Source organism: Acinetobacter uliginosus, assembly GCF_044130295.1.
In the GTDB taxonomy this organism is placed as follows: Bacteria; Pseudomonadota; Gammaproteobacteria; order Pseudomonadales; family Moraxellaceae; genus Acinetobacter.
Window position 1 is genome coordinate 1 of record NZ_JBIQOC010000045.1, and the last position, 21195, is coordinate 21195.

Here is a 21195-nt window from a genome sequence, read left to right on the forward strand (position 1 = left end):
TAAGATGAGATGTAACTCATTGAAATGTGTCATCATATTCGTCGTCAGAAAACAAGTATTATGCCATTATTTCAATGAGTTATCTTTTTTTGTCGTGTACAAAGGTATCTCTTTAAAAAATCCTGTTTAGCATTGCATCTGGCTAAACACGCTACGCCCCTCAAGCATGCAGGGGCGTATAATAAGTCAGGCAAGTATTTATGAAATGTCAACAAACCCGAGTGTGCGCGCAAAAATAATTGATGTTGTTTTACTCATGCAATAAGATCATGTATATTTAAAGTTTAATAGTAAAATCCGATTCTACTATGACTTTTTTACAGGTTGCGCAACACAGCTTGTTTTTCATTTTTTAACTCAAACCGGCTTTCAAGATTGAGAAGTTTGGATTGTGCTTTGCATTCCTGTAATCCTTGGAAGATAAGATTCACGCTTAGGTGTTTATAGCCTAACTCACGACTTTGGATATGAGTGTGCTACCGATTATTATTTTGCTACCGTTAGTACTAGGCACAACCCTTGTCTCGTGGCTGAAATTTTCACGCGGGCTAACGGTTTTAGCCGCCTTAGGGGTCAGCCTGAGTAGTCTGACCCTGTTACTGCTGCAAGCCAAAGATGTGTTTAATGGCGGAACAATAACACAAAGCTGGGCCTGGTTACCCCAGTTAGGCATTGACTTAAGCTTTCGTCTGGATGCCTTAGGCCTGTTGTTTTGCTTGCTGATTAGCGGGATCGGAACGCTCATTTATATTTATGCCTATTATTATTTAAATCCTAGAAATTCTCTGAGCAAACTCTATCTTCTGCTGATGCTGTTCATGGCCTCCATGCTCGGGATATCACTTTCTAACAATTTAATTTTACTTCTTATTTTTTGGGAACTGACCAGTATTTCCTCCTTTCTGCTGGTCGCTTACTGGAGCAATTACGAAGCGGCTCAGCGCGGTTCACGTATGGCGCTCACCATTACCGGCATGGGTGGTCTGGCAATGCTGGGCGGTTTCATTCTGCTCGGCCAAATCACCGGAACCTATCAGATTGACCAGATTTTGACGATGAAGGATCAAATTCAAAGTCACTCGCTATTTGTTCCAAGCTTGCTGCTGATTTTACTGGGTGCCTTTACTAAAAGTGCACAGTTTCCATTTCACTTCTGGCTGCCGAATGCCATGGCAGCTCCGACGCCGGTTTCGGCCTATTTGCACTCTGCCACCATGGTCAAAGCCGGAATTTTCCTGCTGGCACGTTTTACGCCAATTTTTGTCGGTGCAGCGCTGTATCACAATATCGTGACTTTCGTGGGCTTGTTCACCTTATGTTTGGCTGCCTTCTTTGCCATTTTCAAGGAAGACTTAAAAGGCTTATTGGCTTATTCCACCATCAGTCATTTAGGCCTGATTGTGTGCTTACTGGGCTTAGGTTCACCACTGGCAATTGCTGCTGCCATTTTCCATATTATTAATCATGCCACCTTTAAAGCGGCTTTATTCATGATCGCCGGGATCATTGACCATGAAGCCGGAACCCGCGATTTGCGTAAGCTTAGTGGGATCTGGCAACTCCTGCCCTTTACTGCCACCCTGACCATGATCACCGCCGCCTCTATGGCCGGTGTGCCACTGACCAATGGCTTCCTGTCGAAGGAAATGTTCTTTACCGAACTTCTGGCCAGTCTTTCAGGTCCCGTGCTCATTGTTTCTGCCATTCTGGCAACGCTGGCCGGGATTTTCGCAGTGGCTTACTCGGTGCGTTTAGTGCATGGGGTATTTTTCGATGGTCCGATTGGCGCAGGGGTCCCGAACAGACAAGCACATGAGCCGCCGCTGGGCATGCGTGTACCCGCAATACTGCTGGCGGTTTTATGTATTCTGGTCGGCCTTGTACCTGCGCTGCTGGTGGAAAATATTGTCAATTCCACTGCACGTGCCAGCACTCAAATGCCGGACTTTGCCGGTAGCCATTTGGCCATCTGGCATGGGTTTAACCTGCCTTTGCTGATGAGTATTGTTGCACTCTTGGGTGGGGTAATTTTCTATTTTTCTTTGGCCAAAGGCGGTCGCATCCGGGAAATTGATCTTGATCCTATCTTGGGCAAATTCCAGGGCAGAGTGCTGTTCGATTTATTTTTAAAACATCTGTTACTGAGTTCACGCAAGTTCAAACGGCAAACTGAAAATGGTTCACTGCAAAGCTATCTGATGTGGATTGTGCTGTTCAGTGGCGCTTTGCTGAGCATTCCCTTTATCAATCAAGGCCTGAGCACAGGCACACGTGAACTTGTCCATGCTCCCGCGCTTGCCATTGTGTTGTGGCTGCTGTTGTTCTCAGCCTGCTGGATGATGCTGTGGTTTCACCATGAACGGATCAAGGCTGTGCTGATTAGCGGTGCGGTCGGACTTGTCGTGACTCTGGTGTTTGTGACCTTATCTGCACCCGATCTGGCCCTCACCCAAATTACGGTCGATGTGGTCACGACAGTATTGCTGCTGATGAGCCTTTCCCTGCTGCCACAGCTTACCCCTTATGAATCCAGTGTTTCACGGCGCTGGCGCGATGCCCTGATTGCCATTGGCGGTGGTCTGGGCATCGGCTGGATTAGCTGGCTGATGCTGACCCGTGACCACAACTCGATTTCATGGTTCTTTCTGCAGCAGTCACTACCACTCGGTGGCGGTTCCAATGTGGTTAACGTAATTCTGGTCGACTTCCGTGGTTTCGATACCTTTGGGGAAATTACCGTATTGGGCATCGCTGCGATTGGCGCACTGTGTTTAATGGATGGCATGCGTGCTCACGGCACCACCATTACCCAGGGCCTGACCTACCGCTTTAATCCCTCTCCGCTGATGTTCCGTATTACCGCATCCTGGGTATTACCTCTAGCGCTGGTGGTGAGCCTGTATATCTTCCTGCGTGGCCATAATCTGCCCGGCGGTGGTTTTATTGCCGGCCTGATTACCGCTTTGGCCCTGGTGATCCAGTACATTGCCTTAGGACAAGACCAGGCTGAACAGATGCTCAGAGCCAAATCCGGCCGCTTATATGAAATCTGGATTGGTTCAGGTCTAAGCATTGCAGGACTGACCGGACTCGCTGCCTGGTTCTGGGGACGTCCATTCCTGACCAGTGCCCATGTTCATATCACTCCGCCCCTGTTAGGTGATATCCATTTGGCATCCGCTGCATTATTTGATGTCGGTGTCTATGTCACCGTCGTGGGTGCCACCATGTTGATGATTTCCGTCCTGGGTGACTCACGCCACTCCAGCATGTCTGGTCCAGTATTGAAGGGGGAATAAAATGATCAGTCTAGAGTTTTTACTTGCCTCTGCCATTGGTTTACTGGTTGCCACGGGAATTTACCTGATCTTGCGTGCACGTACTTTTCCCGTGGTTTTAGGACTGGCCATGATTGGCTATGCGGTCAATCTGTTCCTGTTTGCCATGGGCCGGATTCAGGTCAATGCACCCGCTGTCCTCACGGAAACCAGCAAAGTGACCGATCCTCTACCTCAGGCTCTGGTCTTGACGGCCATTGTGATTGGCTTTGCCACCACGGCCTTTATTGTCCAGCTGGCTTTACGCAGCCGTTATGAAAGCGGTACCGACCATGTCGACTCAAAAGAAGAAATCAACCCGATTGACCCGCGTGAGGATGAGCCTTAATGAATGCCATCATCCAGTTCTGGACTGAACACACCCCAATATTCAGCATTTTAATTCCGGCATTTACCGGTTTTTTACTGGTGCTTTTGGGCAATCCCGGCAAAGGTTCATTAGCCCATGACTGGCGGCAGCCTTGGCGTCGTGGCATCAGTTATGTTTCTTCAATCCTAGGCTTAGGCACTGCCATCGTATATTTAATCTTCGCCAGCAGCGGACAAATCAGTACCTACACCCTCAGTGAATGGGCTGCACCCTTTGGTATTGTGCTGGTTCTGGATCAGCTTTCCGCACTGATGCTGGTACTGACCTATGCCTTGGCAACCCCTATTTTATGGTTTGCCAGTCACGCATGGGATACTCAAGGGCGTTATTTCCATGCCATGTTCCATTTTTTGCTCATGGGCCTATGCGGTGCGTTCCTGACCGGAGATTTATTTAATTTATTCGTATTCTTTGAAATCCTGTTGATGGCTTCTTATGTCCTGCTGCTACACGGACAAGGCAAGGCCCGTTTTCAACTCGGCGTTCACTACGTCACCATCAACCTGCTGGCTTCTGCGCTGTTCCTGATTGGTCTGGGCATGATCTACGGCAGCGTCGGCAGTTTAAACATGACCGATGTTGCACGTTTAATTCCGCTGTTAGAACGAGACCAGCATATCTTGGCAGCTGCAGGCGGATTATTGTTATTTGTGGTTTTTGGCATCAAGGCTGCCATGTTGCCAGTCGGGTTTTGGCTACCAAAAACCTATGCCGTAGCTACCACTCCGGTGGCTGCCATTTTCACCATTATGACCAAAGTGGGCATCTATGCCATTCTCAGAGTCAATGGCACGATTTTTGATGATGATTTCAGTCAGGATATTCTGGCAAACTGGTTACTTCCGATCGGTTTGGTCACCTCGATTTATGGTGTGATTGGTGCCATTGGCGCGGAGCGTTTACGCCGTTTTGTCGGCTTTATGATTTTATCTTCGATTGGCACGCTGCTGATTGCCATTTCATTATTTAATACATTGGCCTGGGCTGCAGGACTGTATTATCTGGTGCACAGTACCCTTATTGGCGCTGCGTTTTATCTGCTCTGTGGCTGGATTACCTCACAGCGCGGTACATTCAAAGATCATTTCAACATCGCTCCGAAAATGAAACAGCACAAAGCAGTGTCCCTCACCTACTTTTTCATTGCCTTGATGATGGCGGGTTTACCGCCTTTTAGCGGCTTTTTAGGCAAGGTTTTTATCTTGCAGGCGACTTCGCATTCCCCTTATCAAGGTGTAATTATTGCGGTGGTGCTGCTAGTGAGTTTACTCAGCATTATTGCCTTTACCCGGGTGGGATTCATTCTGTTCTGGCGTGCCAGCAAACCTGAAGATCAAGCGGAAACCGAAGCATTTAAAGCATATCAAGCCATACCCAATCATGCCCCGATACGCAATGACAAAACCATTTATCTGCTGTTGTCAGGCTTGGTACTCTATATGGTTTGCGCAAATCCGATTCAGCAATACATGTTTAAAACGGCTGAACAGATCCAGAATAATGCTGTGTATGAAGATGTCATTTTGCACCGGGATGACCTGAATCAGGTGATTAGCGTACAGCCCTATAATCCTGAAAATTTACCTGAAACCAAATATGGCGGTGAAACCGTCGATCCGAATGCGCATCTGATTCCGTATATCATCTCGAAAAAGACTTTAGAAGGTGAGCACATTTCAGAATATAAACAACGCCAGATCAGGCAGCAGCAAGACCAGCAAGCTGCTGATCCGGATGATGCCAAACTCAAGCCTATGGAGCCTTAAACATGCAAAAAACATCGTTTTTGGACCGCTGGCTGCCGCATCCCTTCGTCTCCGTGATTGTGGCCTTAAGCTGGATCATGCTGGCGCATAGTCTGGATCTGGCAACCTTGCTGATGGCTTTATTGCTGGGCATTGCCATTCCATATCTAGTCAAACCGTTTATTGGCAACACCCCAAATATTCACTGGATTCTGGCCATAAAATTATTCTTTGTGGTGTTATGGGACATTATTGTTTGTAATATTAAAGTAGCCAAACAGGTGCTTGGTCCCACCTATAAACTGCATCCGAAATGGTTTCGTGTACCTCTGGAAACCCAGCATGAACAGGTCAATGTTTTACTGGCCCTGATTATTACCACCACGCCGGGTACCGTGACCGCAGGGATCGATCACGATCGTGGTGATATTCTGGTTCACGCCCTGAGTACTGATAATGCCGAGATCGATATTATCGAAATTAAAAATCGTTATGAAAAAGCACTGATCGAAATTTTTGATGTGGAATTAGGAGAAGATTCATGAGTATTTTGCCTTATGCACTTGGTCTGTGTATGGTCGCAATCACCATTTCCATGTTTCTTTGCCTGATCCGTATGGTAATCGGCCCTTCCATCGTGGACCGGCTTTTAGCACTGGATACCCTGTTTCTGAATGCGACCTGTCTGGTAGTCATTCTGGGCATCTACTGGGCAAGCACCTCCTTATTTGAAGGTGCCTTATTGGTTGCCATGCTTGGATTTGTGTCTACCGCAGCGCTGGCACGCTACTTTACCACTGGCCATGTGGTCGATTAGGAGCAACAGCAATGCAACTTCTCATGGAAATCCTGGTCTCAATTTTTTTGTTGATTGGCTCATTCTTCATGCTGGTGGGCGGCATTGGGATGGTTCGTCTGCCCGATTTATTTATGCGCCTGCATGCGCCGACCAAATCCAGTACCTTGGGTCTGGGCAGTTTCCTGATTGCTGCCATGATCTTTTCAGCCTTTCAGGGACGCTTTGGTTTTGCCGAACTGTTATTGACTTTGCTGGCATTTATTACTGCGCCTGTGTCTGCAAATCTTATGGCACAGGCAGCACTACATTTACGTTTACGCTCAACCAGTGGTGAAGTACCTGAAGCACTTGAACGCCCCTTGCCCTGGCAACGTACCCGGCGTCGCAATCCCAAAACAGAAAATGATTCACATAATGATGTCAGCTGAAACCGTTCTTGTTATTCTAAACTTAACTTAAAATTTTATACCGTTTTACACAGATTTATTCTTCTGAGCAGAATTTTCCGCCACAAAAAAGCCACCCGAAGGTGGCTTTTCTTTTTAGCGATTATTCATCATCTTTTTTTGCATCATCAGCTGGAGGTAAATCCTTCACTGCTTCTGCAATCAGACCAAACATATAGTTACCATATGCGTTGGTTTTGTCGTAATGGAAACGCAAGCGAGGCGTTATACGTGTCTTGATACGACGACTGAGTTCGTGGCGCAGGAAACCAGATGCCTTATTCAAGACATCTAACGTTTCCTTGTTTGCCGCTTCACTTTGCTCATCGCCCAGCTCACGCCCCATCACGGTCACATAAACTTCGGCATATCCTAAATCTGGGCTAACTTTCACCGCAGAGATGGTCACCAGACCACCCAGGCGTGGATCTTTCAGCTCTTGGCGAATCAGTTCAGACAACTCGCGCTGAACTGAATCTGCCATACGCTTCAGACGTTGACTACCCGCCATTAAAGACTCCGTTTAATCAATTGAACATCATACACTTCGATCTTGTCTTGTGCTTTGATGTCTTTATAGCCTTTCACTGCAAGACCACATTCCATACCGGCACGAACTTCTTCCACCACTTCTTTATAGCGACGAAGAGATTCAAGCTCACCCTGGAACACCACCACGTCATCACGAAGAATACGGATTGGTTTATTACGGTGCAATACACCTTCAAGTACCATACAACCTGCTGCTGCACCGAATTTGCTTGAGTGGAACACTTCACGCACTTCAGCCACACCCAGAATTGTTTCACGGTGTTCAGGAGCAAGTTTACCGCTCATTGCTGCTTTCACGTCATCAATCAATTGATAGATGATGCTGTAGTAACGAATGTCGATACCGTCTTCATCGGCTTTTTGACGCGCAGTATTGTCGGCACGAACGTTAAAGCCAAGCAATACCGCTTCAGAAGATTCAGCCAGCGTTACGTCAGACTCAGTGATTGCACCGACACCTGAACCAATAATACGTACTTTCACTTCATCAGTTGCCAGTTCGGCAAGTGCCACGTGTAATGCTTCCAAAGTACCGCGCACGTCAGTTTTGAGTACAACGTTCACGATAGGCACATCTTTCTTGCCCATCGATGCCATGATGTTCTCAAGACGCATTGCAGATTGACGTTCAAGACGTTTTTGACGTTCACGATCCATACGCGCATCGGCAACTTCACGTGCTTTTTTCTCGTCATTCACAACAAGAACTTCGTCACCGGCCATTGGTGCTTCCGGAAGACCCAAAATCTCTACAGGAATTGATGGACCTGCAGATTTGATACGTTGACCATTTTCATCCACCATCGCACGAACGCGACCGTAAGATGAACCTGCAAGGACAAGATCACCTACATTCAATGTACCGTTTTGAACCAAGATAGACGTTACCGCACCACGGCTGTTGTCTACACGTGCTTCAATGACCACACCTTGAGCAGCACCTTCTTCAGATGCTTTTAATTCAAGCAATTCTGCTTGAATTAAAATCAGGTCTAGAAGTTCATCAATACCTTGACCTGAGTGTGCTGAAACCATGGCAACCGGTACATCACCGCCCCATTGTTCAGGTACGATCTGTTTCGTGGTCAATTCGTTCAATACACGGTCAGGATCGGCAGACTCTTTATCCATCTTGTTAATTGCAACAATGATTGGCGTACCAGCAGCACGTGCATGGTCAATCGCTTCCGCAGTTTGTGGCATTACACCATCATCCGCTGCAACAACCAGCACCACGATATCAGTCGCTTTCGCACCACGTGAACGCATTGCGGTAAACGCTGCGTGTCCCGGGGTATCCAAGAAAGTGATAATGCCTTTATCCGTTTTCACGTGATAAGCACCAATATGCTGGGTAATACCACCCGCTTCGCCTGCAGCCACTTTGGTACGACGGATACGGTCAAGCAGCGATGTTTTACCATGGTCAACGTGACCCATGATGGTTACGACAGGAGCACGAGTGGTTTGAGCACCACGCGCTTCTTCAGCCGCTTCAAGCAAGTTGTCTTCAGCCTGAGTATCAGAAACTAGAACTGGGTTATGACCCATTTCTTCAACAACCAGCGCTGCAATCTCTTGATCAATCGCCTGATTCTGAGTCACTAACTCACCCATTTTCATGAGTGCCTTGATAACTTCACGCACCTTCACTGCCATTTTCGCAGCTAAGTCAGCTACGATGATGGTTGAGCCGATTTCAACATCATAAATTTGTTTTTTAACTGGTTTTTCAAAGCCATGCTTGTTCGCCTGACTTGATTTTAAACCGCGTTTATGCGAGTTATCACGGAAAGATTGCTCTTCGCCACGACGGCCACCTTTTTTCGGTGCACGCGCATTGGTGGTATTGCCACCACGTTTAATTTCACGGTCTTCTTTCGCAAAAGAATCTTCATAAGCCTGACCAACCAGACCGGCAGCCAGTGGAGAATCATCAATCACACGAATTGTTGCCGTGGCATCTTCAGAAGAATACTTGGAAGCCATTTGACGCATTTGTTCAAGCGTGCGTTGTTGTGCTTCTTCAGCCGATTTACGACGTGCCGCTTCTTCAACTGCTTTTAACTGTGCAGCTTGTGCTTCACGCGCTTTCTTCTGTTCAGGTGTTTCAGTCACTTTAACCGGCTGTTTTACAATCGGCTTGTTGTTTGACTTACGTTTTACCACAACCGCTGCTTTTGGTACTTCTTGCTTCGCAGTTTCTTGCTTCGCTGCTGCACGCATTGCTTCTAAAGCCTGTTTTGCTTTAGATTCAGGTTGTTGCTTAGGTTCTTCAGCTTTCGCTGCTGGCTTTTGCTCAGCTTCACGCGAATTCTGTTCGGCTTGTGCCTTCGCTAAAGCTTCAGCTTTAATCTGTTCCGGATCTGGCTTAACAAATGTATGCTTCTTACGAACTTCTACATTAATTGTTTTCGCCTTACCTGATGTACTGGCCACTTTAGCAGTACTGGTTGTTTTACGTTTCAACGTGATTTTTCCTGCATTCCCATCGTCCTGACCATGAACTTTCTTCAAATGGTTAACGAGGGTATTTTGTTGTTCAGTGGAAATAATATCTTCAGCTTTACGTTGGGGTAAACCTGCGTCACGAACCTGCTCTAGGAGCTTCTCAACGGGGCGATCCACGCTGAGAGCCAACTCTTTAATCGACTTGTCCGTCATATATTTCCTCCTAGTTAAACCATGATTCGCGCGCTTTCATAATAAGTTGACCCGCTTTTTCCGTACCTAAACCTTCAATATCTTCAATATCGTCAGTGGCTTGGTCAGCTAAATCATCTACAGTCACCACACCGCGAGCCGCAAGGGCATATGCGATTTCCTGTGTCATCCCTTGCATTGCCACAAGTTCAGCACTTGGTTCTTGAATGTTTTCTTGTTGTTTCAATGCATCAGCCAAGGTAATTTCCTTCGCACGGCTTTGCAATAATTCAACTGTTTCAGCATCCAGTTCGATTTCATCAAATGTTTCAGCTGGAACATAAGCAATTTCTTCCAAAGAAGTAAAGCCCATTTCAACCAAAGCCATTGCCAAGTCTTCTTCAATATCCAGACGGGTGACAAACATGTCGAGATATTGTTGAGCTTCATTTTGTTGACGTGCGTAGAATTCCTCTTCAAGCATCATATCCAATTTGTAGCCAGTCAATTCAGAGGCTAAACGGACATTTTGACCTTGTGAACCAATAGCACGTGCCAACTGATCGCTCGCCGCAAAAATGATATCTGCACTGTGAACATCTTCATCAATCACAATACTGGATACATCTGCAGGTTCTAGCGCACTAGCAATGTACTGTGCCGGATCATCAGACCACACCACCACATCAATACGTTCACCATTGAGTTCTGACTGTACAGCCTGGATACGTGTACCACGCATACCAATACATGCACCCACAGGATCAATACGGTGATCGTTGGTTTTCACAGCAATTTTAGCACGAACACCCGGCTGGCGTGCAGCTGCTTTAATTTCGATAATTTCTTCAGAAATTTCAGGAATTTCTTTTTTCATCAATGCAATCAGCATTTCAGGACGTGCACGTGACAATAACAGTTGTGCACCGCGACCTTCACGGTTCACGCTATATAAAATGGCGTTTACACGTTGTTTCGGGCGAAGAATTTCTTTAGGAATCATTTCTTCACGTGAAAGATATGCTTCAGCATTGTCACCTAAGTCAATAATAAAGCCATCTTTGGTTTGTTTTTTCACTTCACCGTAGATGAGTTCACCGACTTTAGATTCATAGGCATCAGCAACCAGAGCACGTTCAGCTTCACGAATTTTTTGCACAATCACCTGTTTTGCAATTTGCGCAGCAATTCGGCCGAAGTCGATCGATTCCACTTCGAGTTCACGAATGTCACCAATAGACCATTTGGCAGGATCCACATCCGAAATCGCATCCTGACATGCCGGCATTTCATGATCTTCATCAGCCACCACTTCCCATTGACGGAAAGTACGGTAATCGCCTGTTTTACGATCGATTTCCACACGTAGACGTGCTTCTTCCGAGTTTGTGCCCTCATAAAATTTCTTTTTAGTCGCAGCAACAAGCGCTTGTTCTAGCGCTTCAAAGATCGCTTCACGAGGTACACCTTTTTCGTTACTAACCGTTTCTACTACGGTAAGAATTTCACGTGCCATAAGTCACCTATTCGTTCAGATTCTTATTTATTTGGATAAATTAATCTTGGTAAATCAAATTTGCTTTGTCGATATTATGACTATCAATTTCAAGGATTTGTTGCTTTTCAACTTCCACTTGAATGAGTTCATTTTCAAGATCAACAGCAATCAGTTTGGCTTGAAATTTACGACGGTTATCTACAGCACTGATCAGACGTAGCGCAACGGTTTGTCCGATATAACCAGCCATCTGTTCAAGCTGGAAAAATGGACGGTCCCAACCCGGAGAAGAGACTTCTAGTGAATATTCACCAGAAATTGGATCATGTACATCAAGCATGGCACCCACTTGCTGTGTTACGCGAACACAGTCTTGTACGCCTATACCTCGACCCTGTTCAAGCTCGCCATCTTCATTCATGACAGGTTGTTCGTTATTTTCATCTGCTTTATCGATATAGATACGCAATAAAGAACGTTTACCCTGAGGAAGAAATTCAATTCCCCAAAGATCGACATTGCATGCTTGCACTGCAGGAGCGATTAGGTCTTGGAGTGCTTGAGTTTTATTTGATAGCTTCATTTACTCTCGTCATTATGGTGCGATTTAATGGTCGCGGTGACCGGTTCAGACTAACTCAACTATATTAGTAGTGAAACATGACGATTTGACCAATAAATGTCGGACACTACACGATAGCCAATAAAAAAGGGCGTAATCGCCCCTATTTACACAGAAAAACCAAAGTCCACTGTGCAAAAAGGCCCACCTTTTTGTGAGCCTTTTAGAAACTTGGTAGCGGGAGCTGGATTTGAACCAACGACCTTCGGGTTATGAGCCCGACGAGCTACCAGACTGCTCCATCCCGCATCAACGTGCAAAAATTATATACAATCTGCTGATCATTTTCAATCAAAAACTGTTCAGTGATTGCTTGATTAAGTTACACCCTAATCAAATAGTGGTAGCGGGAGCTGGATTTGAACCAACGACCTTCGGGTTATGAGCCCGACGAGCTACCAGACTGCTCCATCCCGCAACAACATTGCAAAAAATTAATCTCACCTTAAATTATCAAAGTGCTTATTTTAGTTTGCATCTAAAATAAGATTGGTAGCGGGAGCTGGATTTGAACCAACGACCTTCGGGTTATGAGCCCGACGAGCTACCAGACTGCTCCATCCCGCATCAACAGATTTGCTGCTTACACCAACTTATGTTCTGGATTATAAGTTGGTGCGGAAGGGGGGACTTGAACCCCCACGCCCGAAGGCACTACCACCTCAAGGTAGCGTGTCTACCAATTCCACCACCACCGCAGCTGTGACGCATTCTAGTCGGATCAGACCCAAAAAGAAAGAACTAAATATATTTATTCGCTAGTTTTTGGTGCAACTGGTGAAGTTTCAGGCGATTGGGTTTGTGCTGGAGCAGTCGTTTGTACCGATTTTAAGCTATAGGCATCAGTGGTTTGCTTTTTAGCAAACACCGCTAAACTTAGGCTGGTGACAAAAAACAAGGCTGTTAAAATTGCCGTTAAACGTGTTAAAAAATTAGCCGAACCTGAAGCACCAAAGACGGTTGCTGCTCCACCACCACCAAATGATGCACCCGCATCGGCACCCTTACCATGTTGTACCAGAATCAATACAATCATTAAAATGGCTAAGATAATATGTACTACCAGCACAAATGCATGCATGCTGAACTCCTAATTATTTTGTATTTGCAAAAGCCTGGGCAATTTTATAAAAAGACTCTGCATTTAAAGACGCACCACCAACCAGCGCACCATTAATGTCTGGACAGGCTGCCAACTCTACTGCATTTTCCGGCTTAACACTACCACCATATAAAATTGCCATGCCTGTACCCAAAGGTGTAATTTGGGTTAAACCTGCACGGATTTTGGCATGCATTGCCTGTGCGTCTTCAGGTGAAGCTGTTTTACCCGTACCAATTGCCCAAATGGGTTCATAAGCCACCACTATATTTTTCCACTGTTCAGCCTGAACAACTGTGGCAATATCACAGATTTGTTGCAACACCACCTGCTCGGCCTGACCATTTTCACGCTGCTCTAGACTTTCACCTACGCAATAAATAATGGTTAATCCTGCATTTAAAGCATTTTTAACTTTTTCATTCAAAATCTGGGCTGTTTCAGCAAAAATTTCCCGACGTTCTGAATGACCAATCAGTACAAAACCGATTTGCTGATCTTTCAGCAGTTCGGCACTTACTTCACCGGTATATGCCCCTGTACCTGCAATACGGGAAACATCCTGTGCAACGGAATAAACAGGGCGCGCTGAACTTGCCAATTCTGCCTGAACACCACTCAAAGCCAGCATGGTCGGTGCAATACCCAAATGACAATCTTGTTCTTTAATTTCATTGTTTTGCAATAATTTTTTTAAATCTTGCAGCAACGCTTTTGCATCTGCCTGCATTGGGTTCATTTTCCAATTGCCGACAACCCAAGGAGTAATAGCCGAACCCGACATACAGTAACCTATTAAAAACAATTCATTAAACCGCGCACATTCTACACGGAATTCAAGATTTTTCAGAAAATTTTCACATGGCTTTTTTATGCGATTCTTATTTTTTTGCAATCCCCTTTTTTACGCTCAAGAAAAACTTCACCCTGTAATACGACTGGTTCAAAGTTTTATCTGATATTAAGTAGATGACAACATTTTAAGATATGGTATTTTTATATAACAAAAGTATAATTCAATGATACCAATTATAAACAAATTGATTAAGCAGGCATATTAGAGCATGGCAGCATTACAAGGTTCACCAAGATTTACGGGTTTTATTCGATGTTTAGTCGAAGATGGCTTAGTTTCTGCTGAAAATATGCAGAGTGCAATATTGAATGCAAAAAAAGCCAATCAAGATATTGTGCCTTTTTTAATTGATCAATTGAAAATTTCCTCCTTGGCTATTGCAGAAAAAATTTCTCAAGAATTTGGAGAACCTCTTTTTGATTTGAGTGCCTATGACTCTGCTCAAATTATCCGAGAAGGGCTGGATGAAAAAATCATTAGCAAACATTGTATTCTGCCCATTTTTAAACGCGGGAATTTACTCTACGTCGCAACCAGTAATCCCACCAATATAGAAGCCATGGATGCGATCCGCTTCAGCAGTAAGATGAATATCGAAGCGATTATTGTAGAGCACCAGAAATTACACCAGCTGATTGAACAAAACTTTACCCAGGCGGACAGTTTTGAGTTTTCTGATGAAGATATCGATCTAAATCTAGAGCAAGATGATTTAAGTCAAAAAGAAGATGAAGATGATGGTCCTCAAGGGGATGAAGCTCCCATCGTTAAGTACATCAATAAACTGTTAATTGATGCCATTCGTATGGGTGCTTCGGATTTACATTTCGAACCGTATGAAAAGTCATATCGGGTGCGTTATCGTATTGATGGCGTGCTCCGTCAAATTGCCAATCCGCCGTTACAGCTGTCCACACGTTTAGCCTCGCGCTTAAAAGTCATGTCACAAATGGATATTTCTGAAAAGCGTTTACCTCAAGATGGACGGATCAAGCTCAAACTTTCAAAAAGCAAAGCTATTGACTTTCGTGTCAACTCTTTACCGACACTGTTTGGGGAAAAACTGGTCCTGCGTATTCTGGATCCATCCAGTGCCATGCTGGGTATTGATGCATTGGGCTATGAACCAGAGCAAAAAGAACTGTTTATGCAAGCACTGGAAAAACCTCAAGGCATGCTACTGATTACAGGTCCAACCGGTTCCGGTAAAACCGTATCGCTCTATACGGGTTTGAATATTCTGAATCGTGAAGATACCAATATTTCCACAGCTGAAGACCCGGTAGAAATTAACCTGGAAGGGATTAATCAGGTCAATGTTAACGCTAAAGTCGGTTTAACCTTCTCTGCTGCGCTTAAATCATTTTTACGTCAAGATCCAGATATTGTCATGGTTGGTGAGATCCGGGATCTGGAAACAGCTGAAATTGCCGTAAAAGCGGCCCAGACCGGTCATATGGTGATGTCGACCCTGCACACCAACAGTGCACCAGAAACCTTAACCCGTTTACGCAATATGGGTGTTCCTTCCTTTAACATTGCAACTTCTGTCAACCTAGTGATTGCACAACGTTTAGCACGTCGTCTATGTCCTCAGTGTAAAATTCCGGCAGAGATTCCTGGACCCAGCCTGCTGGAAATGGGTTTTACTGAGGAAGATTTGAAACATCCAGACTTTCAGGTATATCAACCGGTAGGCTGTTCCGAGTGCCGTGAAGGTTATAAAGGTCGTGTCGGTATTTATGAGGTCATGAAAGTGACCCCTGAAATTTCGAAAATTATTATGGAAGATGGTAATGCACTTGAAATTGCAGCAGCATCTGAAAAATCGGGGTTTAATAATTTACGCCGTTCAGGATTAATTAAGGTTATGCAGGGGGTGACTTCGCTTCAGGAAGTCAATCGTGTAACCAGTGAATAAATGAAAATTTAAAATAAGGATAAACGCATGGCTGTCAAAAAAGCACAGATGATGCCCATCTTCAGTTATGAAGGTGTTGATCGTAAAGGGGAAAAACTTAAAGGGGAACTTCCTGCGCGGAATATGGCACTTGCTAAAGTGACTTTACGCAAGCAGGGCATCACGATTAAACATATTCGGGAAAAACGTAAAAACATTCTCGAAGGTTTAATGAAAAAGAAAGTGTCCACCCTGGATATCACGATTTTTACCCGCCAGCTGGCCACCATGATGAAAGCTGGGGTTCCTTTGGTTCAAAGCTTTGAGATTGTAGCAGAGGGTCTGGAAAATCCATCCATGCGTGAAGTAGTACTTGGTATTAAAGGTGAGGTTGAAGGCGGCAATACTTTTGCTGGTGCCTTGCGTAAGTACCCACAATATTTTGACAACCTGTTCTGTTCTTTAGTGGAATCTGGTGAACAGTCTGGTGCCCTGGAAACCATGCTTGATCGTGTCGCGATCTATAAAGAGAAGAGCGAACTGTTAAAGCAAAAAATTAAAAAAGCCATGAAATATCCGGCAGCTGTCATTGTAGTTGCCGTGATCGTGACCATTATTTTGATGGTTAAAGTGGTACCTGTGTTCCAGGACCTCTTTAGTTCATTTGGTGCCGATTTACCTGCCTTTACCAAAATGGTGGTAAATATGTCGGAATGGATGCAAAAGTACTGGTTTATTCTGATTATTGCCATTGGTGCGATGATTGCCGGATTTCTTGAAGCAAAAAAACGCAGTAAAAAATTCCGTGATTTTCTTGATAAAGCAGCCCTCAAAGCCCCTATTTTTGGCGACCTGGTCTATAAAGCCATTATTGCCCGTTATAGTCGTACTCTAGCCACCACCTTTGCGGCCGGTGTTCCCTTGATTGATGCATTGGAATCCACTGCAGGCGCAACTAACAATTGTGTTTATGAAGCAGCGGTGATGAAAATCCGTGATGATGTAGCCACAGGCCAACAGCTACAATTTGCCATGCGTGTCACCAACAAATTTCCGTCTATGGCTGTACAGATGGTGGCGATTGGTGAAGAGTCTGGGGCACTGGATGCCATGCTGGATAAAGTCGCAACGCATTTCGAAAATGAAGTCGACAATGCGGTCGATGGTTTAACCTCGATGATGGAACCCCTCATTATGGCCGTGCTGGGTGTGCTGGTTGGTGGTCTGGTGATTGCCATGTATCTTCCAATTTTCCAAATGGGTTCTGTGGTTTAATGCAAGATTTCATTTCTTATTTTATGATTAACCCAACTGCTTTATATATTGCCGTTGGGCTTTTTAGTCTCTGTATCGGCAGTTTTCTCAATGTCGTGATTTATCGAACGCCGAAAATGATGGAGCAAGAGTGGCGGCAGGATTGTCAAATATTGCTGCATCCCGAACAGGCCATTATTGACGAAACAAAAATCACCCTCAGCAAGCCAGATTCAACCTGTCCGAAATGCCAAACACCCATTCGCTGGTATCAGAATATTCCTATCATCAGCTGGCTGGTTTTACGGGGCAAATGCGGTTCTTGCAAAAATCCGATCAGTATTCGCTATCCATTCATTGAATTGTTAACTGCAACATGTTCCCTGATTATTGTGGCAGTCTTCGGCCCTACCCTGCAGATGCTGTTTGGCCTGATCCTCACCTGGGTACTGATTGCACTGACCTTTATTGATTTTGATACCCAGCTTCTCCCAGACCGCTATACCTTAACTCTGGCCGCCTTAGGTTTGGGAATCAATAGCTATAGTATCTATACCAGTCCAACCTCTGCCATCTGGGGCTATATTATTGGTTTCCTGTGTTTGTGGATTGTCTATTATCTGTTTAAGATCATTACCGGTAAAGAAGGTATGGGCTATGGCGACTTTAAACTTCTGGCTGCCTTAGGTGCCTGGATGGGGCCATTGATGCTCCCATTGATCGTATTGCTCTCTTCTTTCGTCGGTGCCGTGATTGGCATTATTCTGCTGAAAGTACGCAAAGAGAACCAGCCTTTTGCATTTGGCCCTTATATTGCCATTGCCGGATGGATTGCTTTTATTTGGGGTGAGCAGATTATGAAAATCTATTTGGGTCAGTAATTTTTAGGGACATCTATGACTTTTATCTTGGGTTTAACGGGAGGGATTGGTAGTGGAAAATCGGCCGCCAGCAACTGGTTTGAAACCCAGGGCATTACTGTGGTCGATGCTGATATTGTCGCGCGCGAGATAGTAACCAAAGGACAGCCAGCCTTACAACAGATTCATGCGGCTTTTGGCGATTGGGTTTTATCAGACAATGGCGAGCTGAATCGTCGGGCTTTACGCGAACATATTTTTAAATATCCTGAAGCACGTAAAACGCTGGAAAGTATTACCCATCCTGCAATTCGAGAGTCTATTATTCAACAGCTGCAGGCTGCGACCAGCCCTTATGTAATCTTGGTCTCTCCCCTGCTGTTTGAAACCAACCAGCATGAACTGACTGATCATACCCTGCTGATTGATGCATCAATTGATTTGCAGATTCAGCGGGCTGCTATGCGTGATCACCAGTCCATTGAACAAATTGAAAAAATTATTCAGTCCCAGATGCCACGTGAACAAAAGCGTCGTTTGGCTGATGATATTGTGCTGAATGACGGTCATCTTGACCATTTATACAGCCATTTAAGACCGTTGCATGAAGCTTATTTGAAACGCTGAAATTAAAAAAAGCAGTCGATTAGGACTGCTTTTTTTGTTGATCAAGTTGCTGCTGCAAACTGTCTTGATGACCTATCCAGCGCCATGGCTGTAATGCACCGATCGCCATTCCGATCAAGCCACAAATAATGGCCAGACTTAAAGGCTCTCCCAATAGCGGTACCGCTAAAATTGCTGCCATAAACGGGGCCAAAGTCACGATACTTCCCGTTTTGAATGCACCCAGACGCTTAATCGCTTCTACATAAGTCAGTGTGGCCACAATGACCACAAAGATACCATGAAAAATCACCTGTAGCATTAAATGCACAGGTTCGGGTGCCGTTAAATTTTTCGGCAAAAACAATAGATAAATCGGCACATAGATAATCGCCGACCAGATGGCAACACCTGCCATAGAATGCCAGGCAGAAAGTTTCCATTGGCGTAACAATACGGTGAATACACCCCACCAGATCGCACTCAGGAAAAATAGCATGTCACCAAAACCAAAGGCCACACCGGTTTCCTGATACATCAAGAAGCTCATTGCAGTGATCGCACTCAGCATAATCACCAAACTAATCCAGATGTGTTTATCTAAAGGCTGTTTAAATAATACCAATCCAGCTAAAGCTGTACACAGCGGAATACAGCCATTCAGGAAAATGGCTGCATGCGCTGCTGGTACATAATGAAAGGCACTATAAGAGGTCAGGCAATACGCTACCCCACCGATCATTGCCAGGATAAAGGGTTGTTTTTTCCATAAAAAAGCGGTGTCTTTTTTATAGAGTAAAATGGGCATGAGAATACAAAATGCCAAGGCAAAACGTAAGGCGGTAATATCCCAGGCACTAATTCCCCACTGGGCATTCAGGCGAGAAGTAATGGTAAATCCGCCCCAAATACACATGGTAATGGCGACATAAAGATAACCTTGAGACCGGGGCGACATAGCAAACAACTTTTAAATAGCAAAGAAAAATTACAGGTTACGTTGACGACAGGCTTCATACAGTGCCATACCGGTGGCAACACTGACATTTAAGCTTTGCAAGTTTCCGGCCATTGGAATATAGACCTTCTGATCACATTGTGACTGGGTAATTGGACGCAGACCTGTATCTTCAGCCCCCATTACGACACACACTGCCGTACCGGTAAAATCAAATTGATCAATCGGTAAGGCTTTTTCATCCAGCATGGTTCCAACTACACGTACATTAAATTCATCTTTGATATGGCCCAAAGTACGCGCCAGATTGGTCACCTGAATAAACTTCACTTTTTCTGCGCCACCGGCAGCAACCTTACGTGCAGTTGGCGTTAGGCTTGCAGAACGGTCACGCGAAACCACTACAGCTTCAACCCCCATGGCAGCAGCTGTACGGATACATGCGCCCAAATTATGCGGATCGGTGACCTGATCCAGTGCCAGCAAAAGTGCTTGAGGATTTTGCTTCAGCACGGCATCCAGATCCTGTTCATTCAATACCGGATGCGGACGCACTGCCGCAACTACACCCTGATGAAAAGGTTGGCCTGCCAGTTTTTCCAGTTTGTCACGGCTGGCTTGTTGCACGCTAATACCAAAAGGTTCAGCCAGAGCCAAGACGTTTTTCAAACGCTGGTCATCACGGCCTTTCAAGGTAAATAAAGTCAGTACGCGCTCAGGCTCGATTTCTAATAATGACTCCACCGAGTGAACGCCATAATAATATTCTGGTTTTGCCATGAACGGCCTCTAAAATCTATGGTGACTATGGGTAACGATGCAAAAAGAAAAATCCTGCAAAGCAGGCTTTACAGGATTGATGCTTGAATCTAGTTTAACCGATTCAGGTTAAAATTTCTTTGTCTTATCCGGGACGAATGCTTAGCCTTCGAAATGACAGACATAATCGAGCACTTCACCGGTCTCGATTTTAAAACGGCTATTGCCTGGTACATAGAAAGACTGACCGGCACGGAACAGTTCACTTTCTGTTTTGTCGCCAATTTGGACACGACATTCACCTGAAATGATTTCCATACGTTCAGGTACATGTGTTTGAAAGGTCAAAGCCTGTTCTGTTGGCAAAATTACCCCTAAGGTTTTTTTGGTGCCATCTTCAAACTGCACGGTATGACTGATACACAACCCGTCGAAATAAACATTCGACTTTTTGACAACCGAAACGTGATCAAACTGATTTGACATGCGTATTCTCCAGATAATGCGCATTTATAATTTTTGCCCGAGCTAGTTTAAAGCCGAGTATTAAACTAATCAATCATTGTTTCTTCCCGTCAAATCAATATTTTTCAAATTTTTACAAATATTTTTTCTATAAACTTCAAAGAAAAGCTGGAGAGTGATGCACGAACTTCTGCATAAATGAAATGCTAAGCTCAAATTATTGCCAATTTCTTCCTAACCAAAGGTGAATAATATTCCCCATCATTAATCCTACCTTCAAATCATCCGCATTATATGGTTCAGGTTTTGCGCGACTGGATCGAGCTGCGCATCAGTTTTTTATCTTTTTCTAAAAATAAGAGGCTATTGATCGATGGCAAATTTTATCGGCTATTTTCAGCTGCGCGTTTCATTTTCTTCGC

Annotated in this window: 19 protein-coding genes and 4 tRNA genes; 10 read left to right on the forward strand and 13 right to left on the reverse strand. The window is 44.9% G+C overall.

Annotation, left to right across the window (positions count from 1 at the left end; all coding sequences use genetic code 11):
- Positions 1–461: 461 nt before the first annotated feature.
- Genes ACE01T_RS09700 through ACE01T_RS09725 form a run of 6 tightly spaced genes read left to right on the forward strand, consistent with a single transcriptional unit; the run spans position 462 to position 6680 of the window.
- A complete protein-coding gene (locus tag ACE01T_RS09700; RefSeq protein ID WP_395519180.1) occupies positions 462–3299 on the forward strand; it encodes a monovalent cation/H+ antiporter subunit A in 2838 nt (945 codons plus the stop codon).
- A gap of 1 nt (position 3300) precedes the next feature.
- Positions 3301–3666 carry a Na+/H+ antiporter subunit C gene (locus ACE01T_RS09705; protein ID WP_395519181.1) on the forward strand — a complete coding sequence of 122 codons (366 nt, stop codon included), beginning with the start codon at positions 3301–3303 and terminating at the stop codon, positions 3664–3666.
- Positions 3666–5474, forward strand: coding sequence for a monovalent cation/H+ antiporter subunit D (locus ACE01T_RS09710; protein ID WP_395519182.1), 1809 nt, complete (start codon positions 3666–3668; stop codon positions 5472–5474). The genes ACE01T_RS09705 and ACE01T_RS09710 overlap by 1 nt, the downstream gene beginning before the upstream one ends.
- A 2-nt stretch (positions 5475–5476) precedes the next feature.
- Positions 5477–5998, forward strand: coding sequence for a Na+/H+ antiporter subunit E (locus ACE01T_RS09715; RefSeq protein WP_395519183.1), 522 nt, complete (start codon positions 5477–5479; stop codon positions 5996–5998).
- On the forward strand, positions 5995–6270 hold the full coding sequence (locus ACE01T_RS09720; RefSeq protein ID WP_086195215.1) for a monovalent cation/H+ antiporter subunit F: 276 nt from the start codon (positions 5995–5997) through the stop codon (positions 6268–6270). Before ACE01T_RS09715 ends, ACE01T_RS09720 begins: the two co-directional genes overlap by 4 nt.
- Positions 6271–6281: 11 nt before the next feature.
- Positions 6282–6680: a Na+/H+ antiporter subunit G gene (locus ACE01T_RS09725; RefSeq protein ID WP_180044584.1), complete on the forward strand. Its 399-nt coding sequence runs from the start codon at positions 6282–6284 to the stop codon at positions 6678–6680.
- A gap of 121 nt (positions 6681–6801) precedes the next feature.
- On the opposite strand, the gene ACE01T_RS09730 is transcribed toward ACE01T_RS09725, so the two are convergent.
- The 10 genes from ACE01T_RS09730 to tpiA form a co-directional block, all read right to left on the reverse strand.
- Positions 6802–7209 carry a ribosome-binding factor A gene (locus tag ACE01T_RS09730; protein WP_086195213.1) on the reverse strand — a complete coding sequence of 136 codons (408 nt, stop codon included), beginning with the start codon at positions 7207–7209 and terminating at the stop codon, positions 6802–6804.
- A complete protein-coding gene (infB, locus tag ACE01T_RS09735) occupies positions 7209–9914 on the reverse strand; it encodes a translation initiation factor IF-2 (RefSeq protein WP_395519184.1) in 2706 nt (901 codons plus the stop codon). Before infB ends, ACE01T_RS09730 begins: the two co-directional genes overlap by 1 nt.
- Before the next feature lie 10 nt (positions 9915–9924).
- Complete coding sequence (gene nusA / locus ACE01T_RS09740) at positions 9925–11409, reverse strand: transcription termination factor NusA (RefSeq protein ID WP_349927887.1); 1485 nt, start codon at positions 11407–11409, stop codon at positions 9925–9927.
- A 40-nt stretch (positions 11410–11449) separates the two neighbouring features.
- Positions 11450–11974 carry a ribosome maturation factor RimP gene (gene rimP, locus ACE01T_RS09745; protein WP_086195210.1) on the reverse strand — a complete coding sequence of 175 codons (525 nt, stop codon included), beginning with the start codon at positions 11972–11974 and terminating at the stop codon, positions 11450–11452.
- Positions 11975–12185: 211 nt separating this feature from the next.
- Positions 12186–12262 (reverse strand) — tRNA-Met (locus ACE01T_RS09750).
- Positions 12263–12354: 92 nt separating this feature from the next.
- Positions 12355–12431, reverse strand: a tRNA-Met gene (locus tag ACE01T_RS09755).
- Positions 12432–12503: 72 nt separating this feature from the next.
- A tRNA-Met gene (locus ACE01T_RS09760) sits at positions 12504–12580 on the reverse strand.
- Positions 12581–12626: 46 nt separating this feature from the next.
- Positions 12627–12711: transfer RNA gene (locus tag ACE01T_RS09765), tRNA-Leu, on the reverse strand.
- A 53-nt stretch (positions 12712–12764) separates the two neighbouring features.
- On the reverse strand, positions 12765–13094 hold the full coding sequence (gene secG / locus ACE01T_RS09770) for a preprotein translocase subunit SecG (protein WP_349927889.1): 330 nt from the start codon (positions 13092–13094) through the stop codon (positions 12765–12767).
- 13 nt (positions 13095–13107) lie between these two features.
- Entirely contained in the window at positions 13108–13899 is a 792-nt protein-coding gene (tpiA, locus tag ACE01T_RS09775; RefSeq protein WP_395519185.1) for a triose-phosphate isomerase, read from the reverse strand.
- Positions 13900–14179: 280 nt separating this feature from the next.
- Here tpiA and pilB point away from each other — a divergent pair, with 280 nt between their 5' ends.
- The 4 genes from pilB to coaE are packed head-to-tail and all read left to right on the forward strand — an operon-like array spanning position 14180 to position 18612.
- On the forward strand, positions 14180–15892 hold the full coding sequence (gene pilB, locus ACE01T_RS09780; protein ID WP_180042609.1) for a type IV-A pilus assembly ATPase PilB: 1713 nt from the start codon (positions 14180–14182) through the stop codon (positions 15890–15892).
- Positions 15893–15919: 27 nt separating this feature from the next.
- On the forward strand, positions 15920–17146 hold the full coding sequence (locus ACE01T_RS09785) for a type II secretion system F family protein (protein ID WP_180042610.1): 1227 nt from the start codon (positions 15920–15922) through the stop codon (positions 17144–17146).
- Positions 17146–18006 carry a prepilin peptidase gene (locus tag ACE01T_RS09790; RefSeq protein ID WP_180042611.1) on the forward strand — a complete coding sequence of 287 codons (861 nt, stop codon included), beginning with the start codon at positions 17146–17148 and terminating at the stop codon, positions 18004–18006. The genes ACE01T_RS09785 and ACE01T_RS09790 overlap by 1 nt, the downstream gene beginning before the upstream one ends.
- Positions 18007–18021: 15 nt before the next feature.
- Positions 18022–18612 carry a dephospho-CoA kinase gene (gene coaE, locus ACE01T_RS09795; protein ID WP_180042612.1) on the forward strand — a complete coding sequence of 197 codons (591 nt, stop codon included), beginning with the start codon at positions 18022–18024 and terminating at the stop codon, positions 18610–18612.
- A gap of 19 nt (positions 18613–18631) precedes the next feature.
- Here the strand turns inward: coaE and ACE01T_RS09800 are convergent, their stop codons facing one another.
- The 3 genes from ACE01T_RS09800 to ppnP form a co-directional block, all read right to left on the reverse strand.
- Positions 18632–19549, reverse strand: coding sequence for a DMT family transporter (locus ACE01T_RS09800; RefSeq protein WP_395519186.1), 918 nt, complete (start codon positions 19547–19549; stop codon positions 18632–18634).
- A gap of 30 nt (positions 19550–19579) precedes the next feature.
- On the reverse strand, positions 19580–20329 hold the full coding sequence (gene rlmB / locus ACE01T_RS09805; protein WP_180080210.1) for a 23S rRNA (guanosine(2251)-2'-O)-methyltransferase RlmB: 750 nt from the start codon (positions 20327–20329) through the stop codon (positions 19580–19582).
- Positions 20330–20470: 141 nt separating this feature from the next.
- Positions 20471–20794, reverse strand: a complete 324-nt coding sequence (ppnP, locus tag ACE01T_RS09810; protein WP_395519187.1) for a pyrimidine/purine nucleoside phosphorylase — start codon at positions 20792–20794, stop codon at positions 20471–20473.
- Between the last annotated feature and the right edge of the window lie 401 nt (positions 20795–21195).

Excerpts from the sequence above, each read along its gene's own strand:
- ACE01T_RS09725 (WP_180044584.1), top strand. The coding sequence starts at position 6,282 with ATGCAACTTCTCATGGAAATCCTGGTCTCAATTTTTTTGTTGATTGGC.
- ACE01T_RS09705 (WP_395519181.1), top strand. The coding sequence starts at position 3,301 with ATGATCAGTCTAGAGTTTTTACTTGCCTCTGCCATTGGTTTACTGGTT.
- coaE (WP_180042612.1), top strand. The coding sequence starts at position 18,022 with ATGACTTTTATCTTGGGTTTAACGGGAGGGATTGGTAGTGGAAAATCG.
- ACE01T_RS09800 (WP_395519186.1), bottom strand. The coding sequence starts at position 19,549 with ATGTCGCCCCGGTCTCAAGGTTATCTTTATGTCGCCATTACCATGTGT.
- nusA (WP_349927887.1), bottom strand. The coding sequence starts at position 11,409 with ATGGCACGTGAAATTCTTACCGTAGTAGAAACGGTTAGTAACGAAAAA.
- ACE01T_RS09730 (WP_086195213.1), bottom strand. The coding sequence starts at position 7,209 with ATGGCGGGTAGTCAACGTCTGAAGCGTATGGCAGATTCAGTTCAGCGC.
- pilB (WP_180042609.1), top strand. The coding sequence starts at position 14,180 with ATGGCAGCATTACAAGGTTCACCAAGATTTACGGGTTTTATTCGATGT.
- ACE01T_RS09715 (WP_395519183.1), top strand. The coding sequence starts at position 5,477 with ATGCAAAAAACATCGTTTTTGGACCGCTGGCTGCCGCATCCCTTCGTC.
- ppnP (WP_395519187.1), bottom strand. The coding sequence starts at position 20,794 with ATGTCAAATCAGTTTGATCACGTTTCGGTTGTCAAAAAGTCGAATGTT.
- ACE01T_RS09720 (WP_086195215.1), top strand. The coding sequence starts at position 5,995 with ATGAGTATTTTGCCTTATGCACTTGGTCTGTGTATGGTCGCAATCACC.
- ACE01T_RS09790 (WP_180042611.1), top strand. The coding sequence starts at position 17,146 with ATGCAAGATTTCATTTCTTATTTTATGATTAACCCAACTGCTTTATAT.
- tpiA (WP_395519185.1), bottom strand. The coding sequence starts at position 13,899 with ATGTCGGGTTCGGCTATTACTCCTTGGGTTGTCGGCAATTGGAAAATG.
- ACE01T_RS09710 (WP_395519182.1), top strand. The coding sequence starts at position 3,666 with ATGAATGCCATCATCCAGTTCTGGACTGAACACACCCCAATATTCAGC.
- infB (WP_395519184.1), bottom strand. The coding sequence starts at position 9,914 with ATGACGGACAAGTCGATTAAAGAGTTGGCTCTCAGCGTGGATCGCCCC.
- rimP (WP_086195210.1), bottom strand. The coding sequence starts at position 11,974 with ATGAAGCTATCAAATAAAACTCAAGCACTCCAAGACCTAATCGCTCCT.
- rlmB (WP_180080210.1), bottom strand. The coding sequence starts at position 20,329 with ATGGCAAAACCAGAATATTATTATGGCGTTCACTCGGTGGAGTCATTA.
- secG (WP_349927889.1), bottom strand. The coding sequence starts at position 13,094 with ATGCATGCATTTGTGCTGGTAGTACATATTATCTTAGCCATTTTAATG.
- ACE01T_RS09785 (WP_180042610.1), top strand. The coding sequence starts at position 15,920 with ATGGCTGTCAAAAAAGCACAGATGATGCCCATCTTCAGTTATGAAGGT.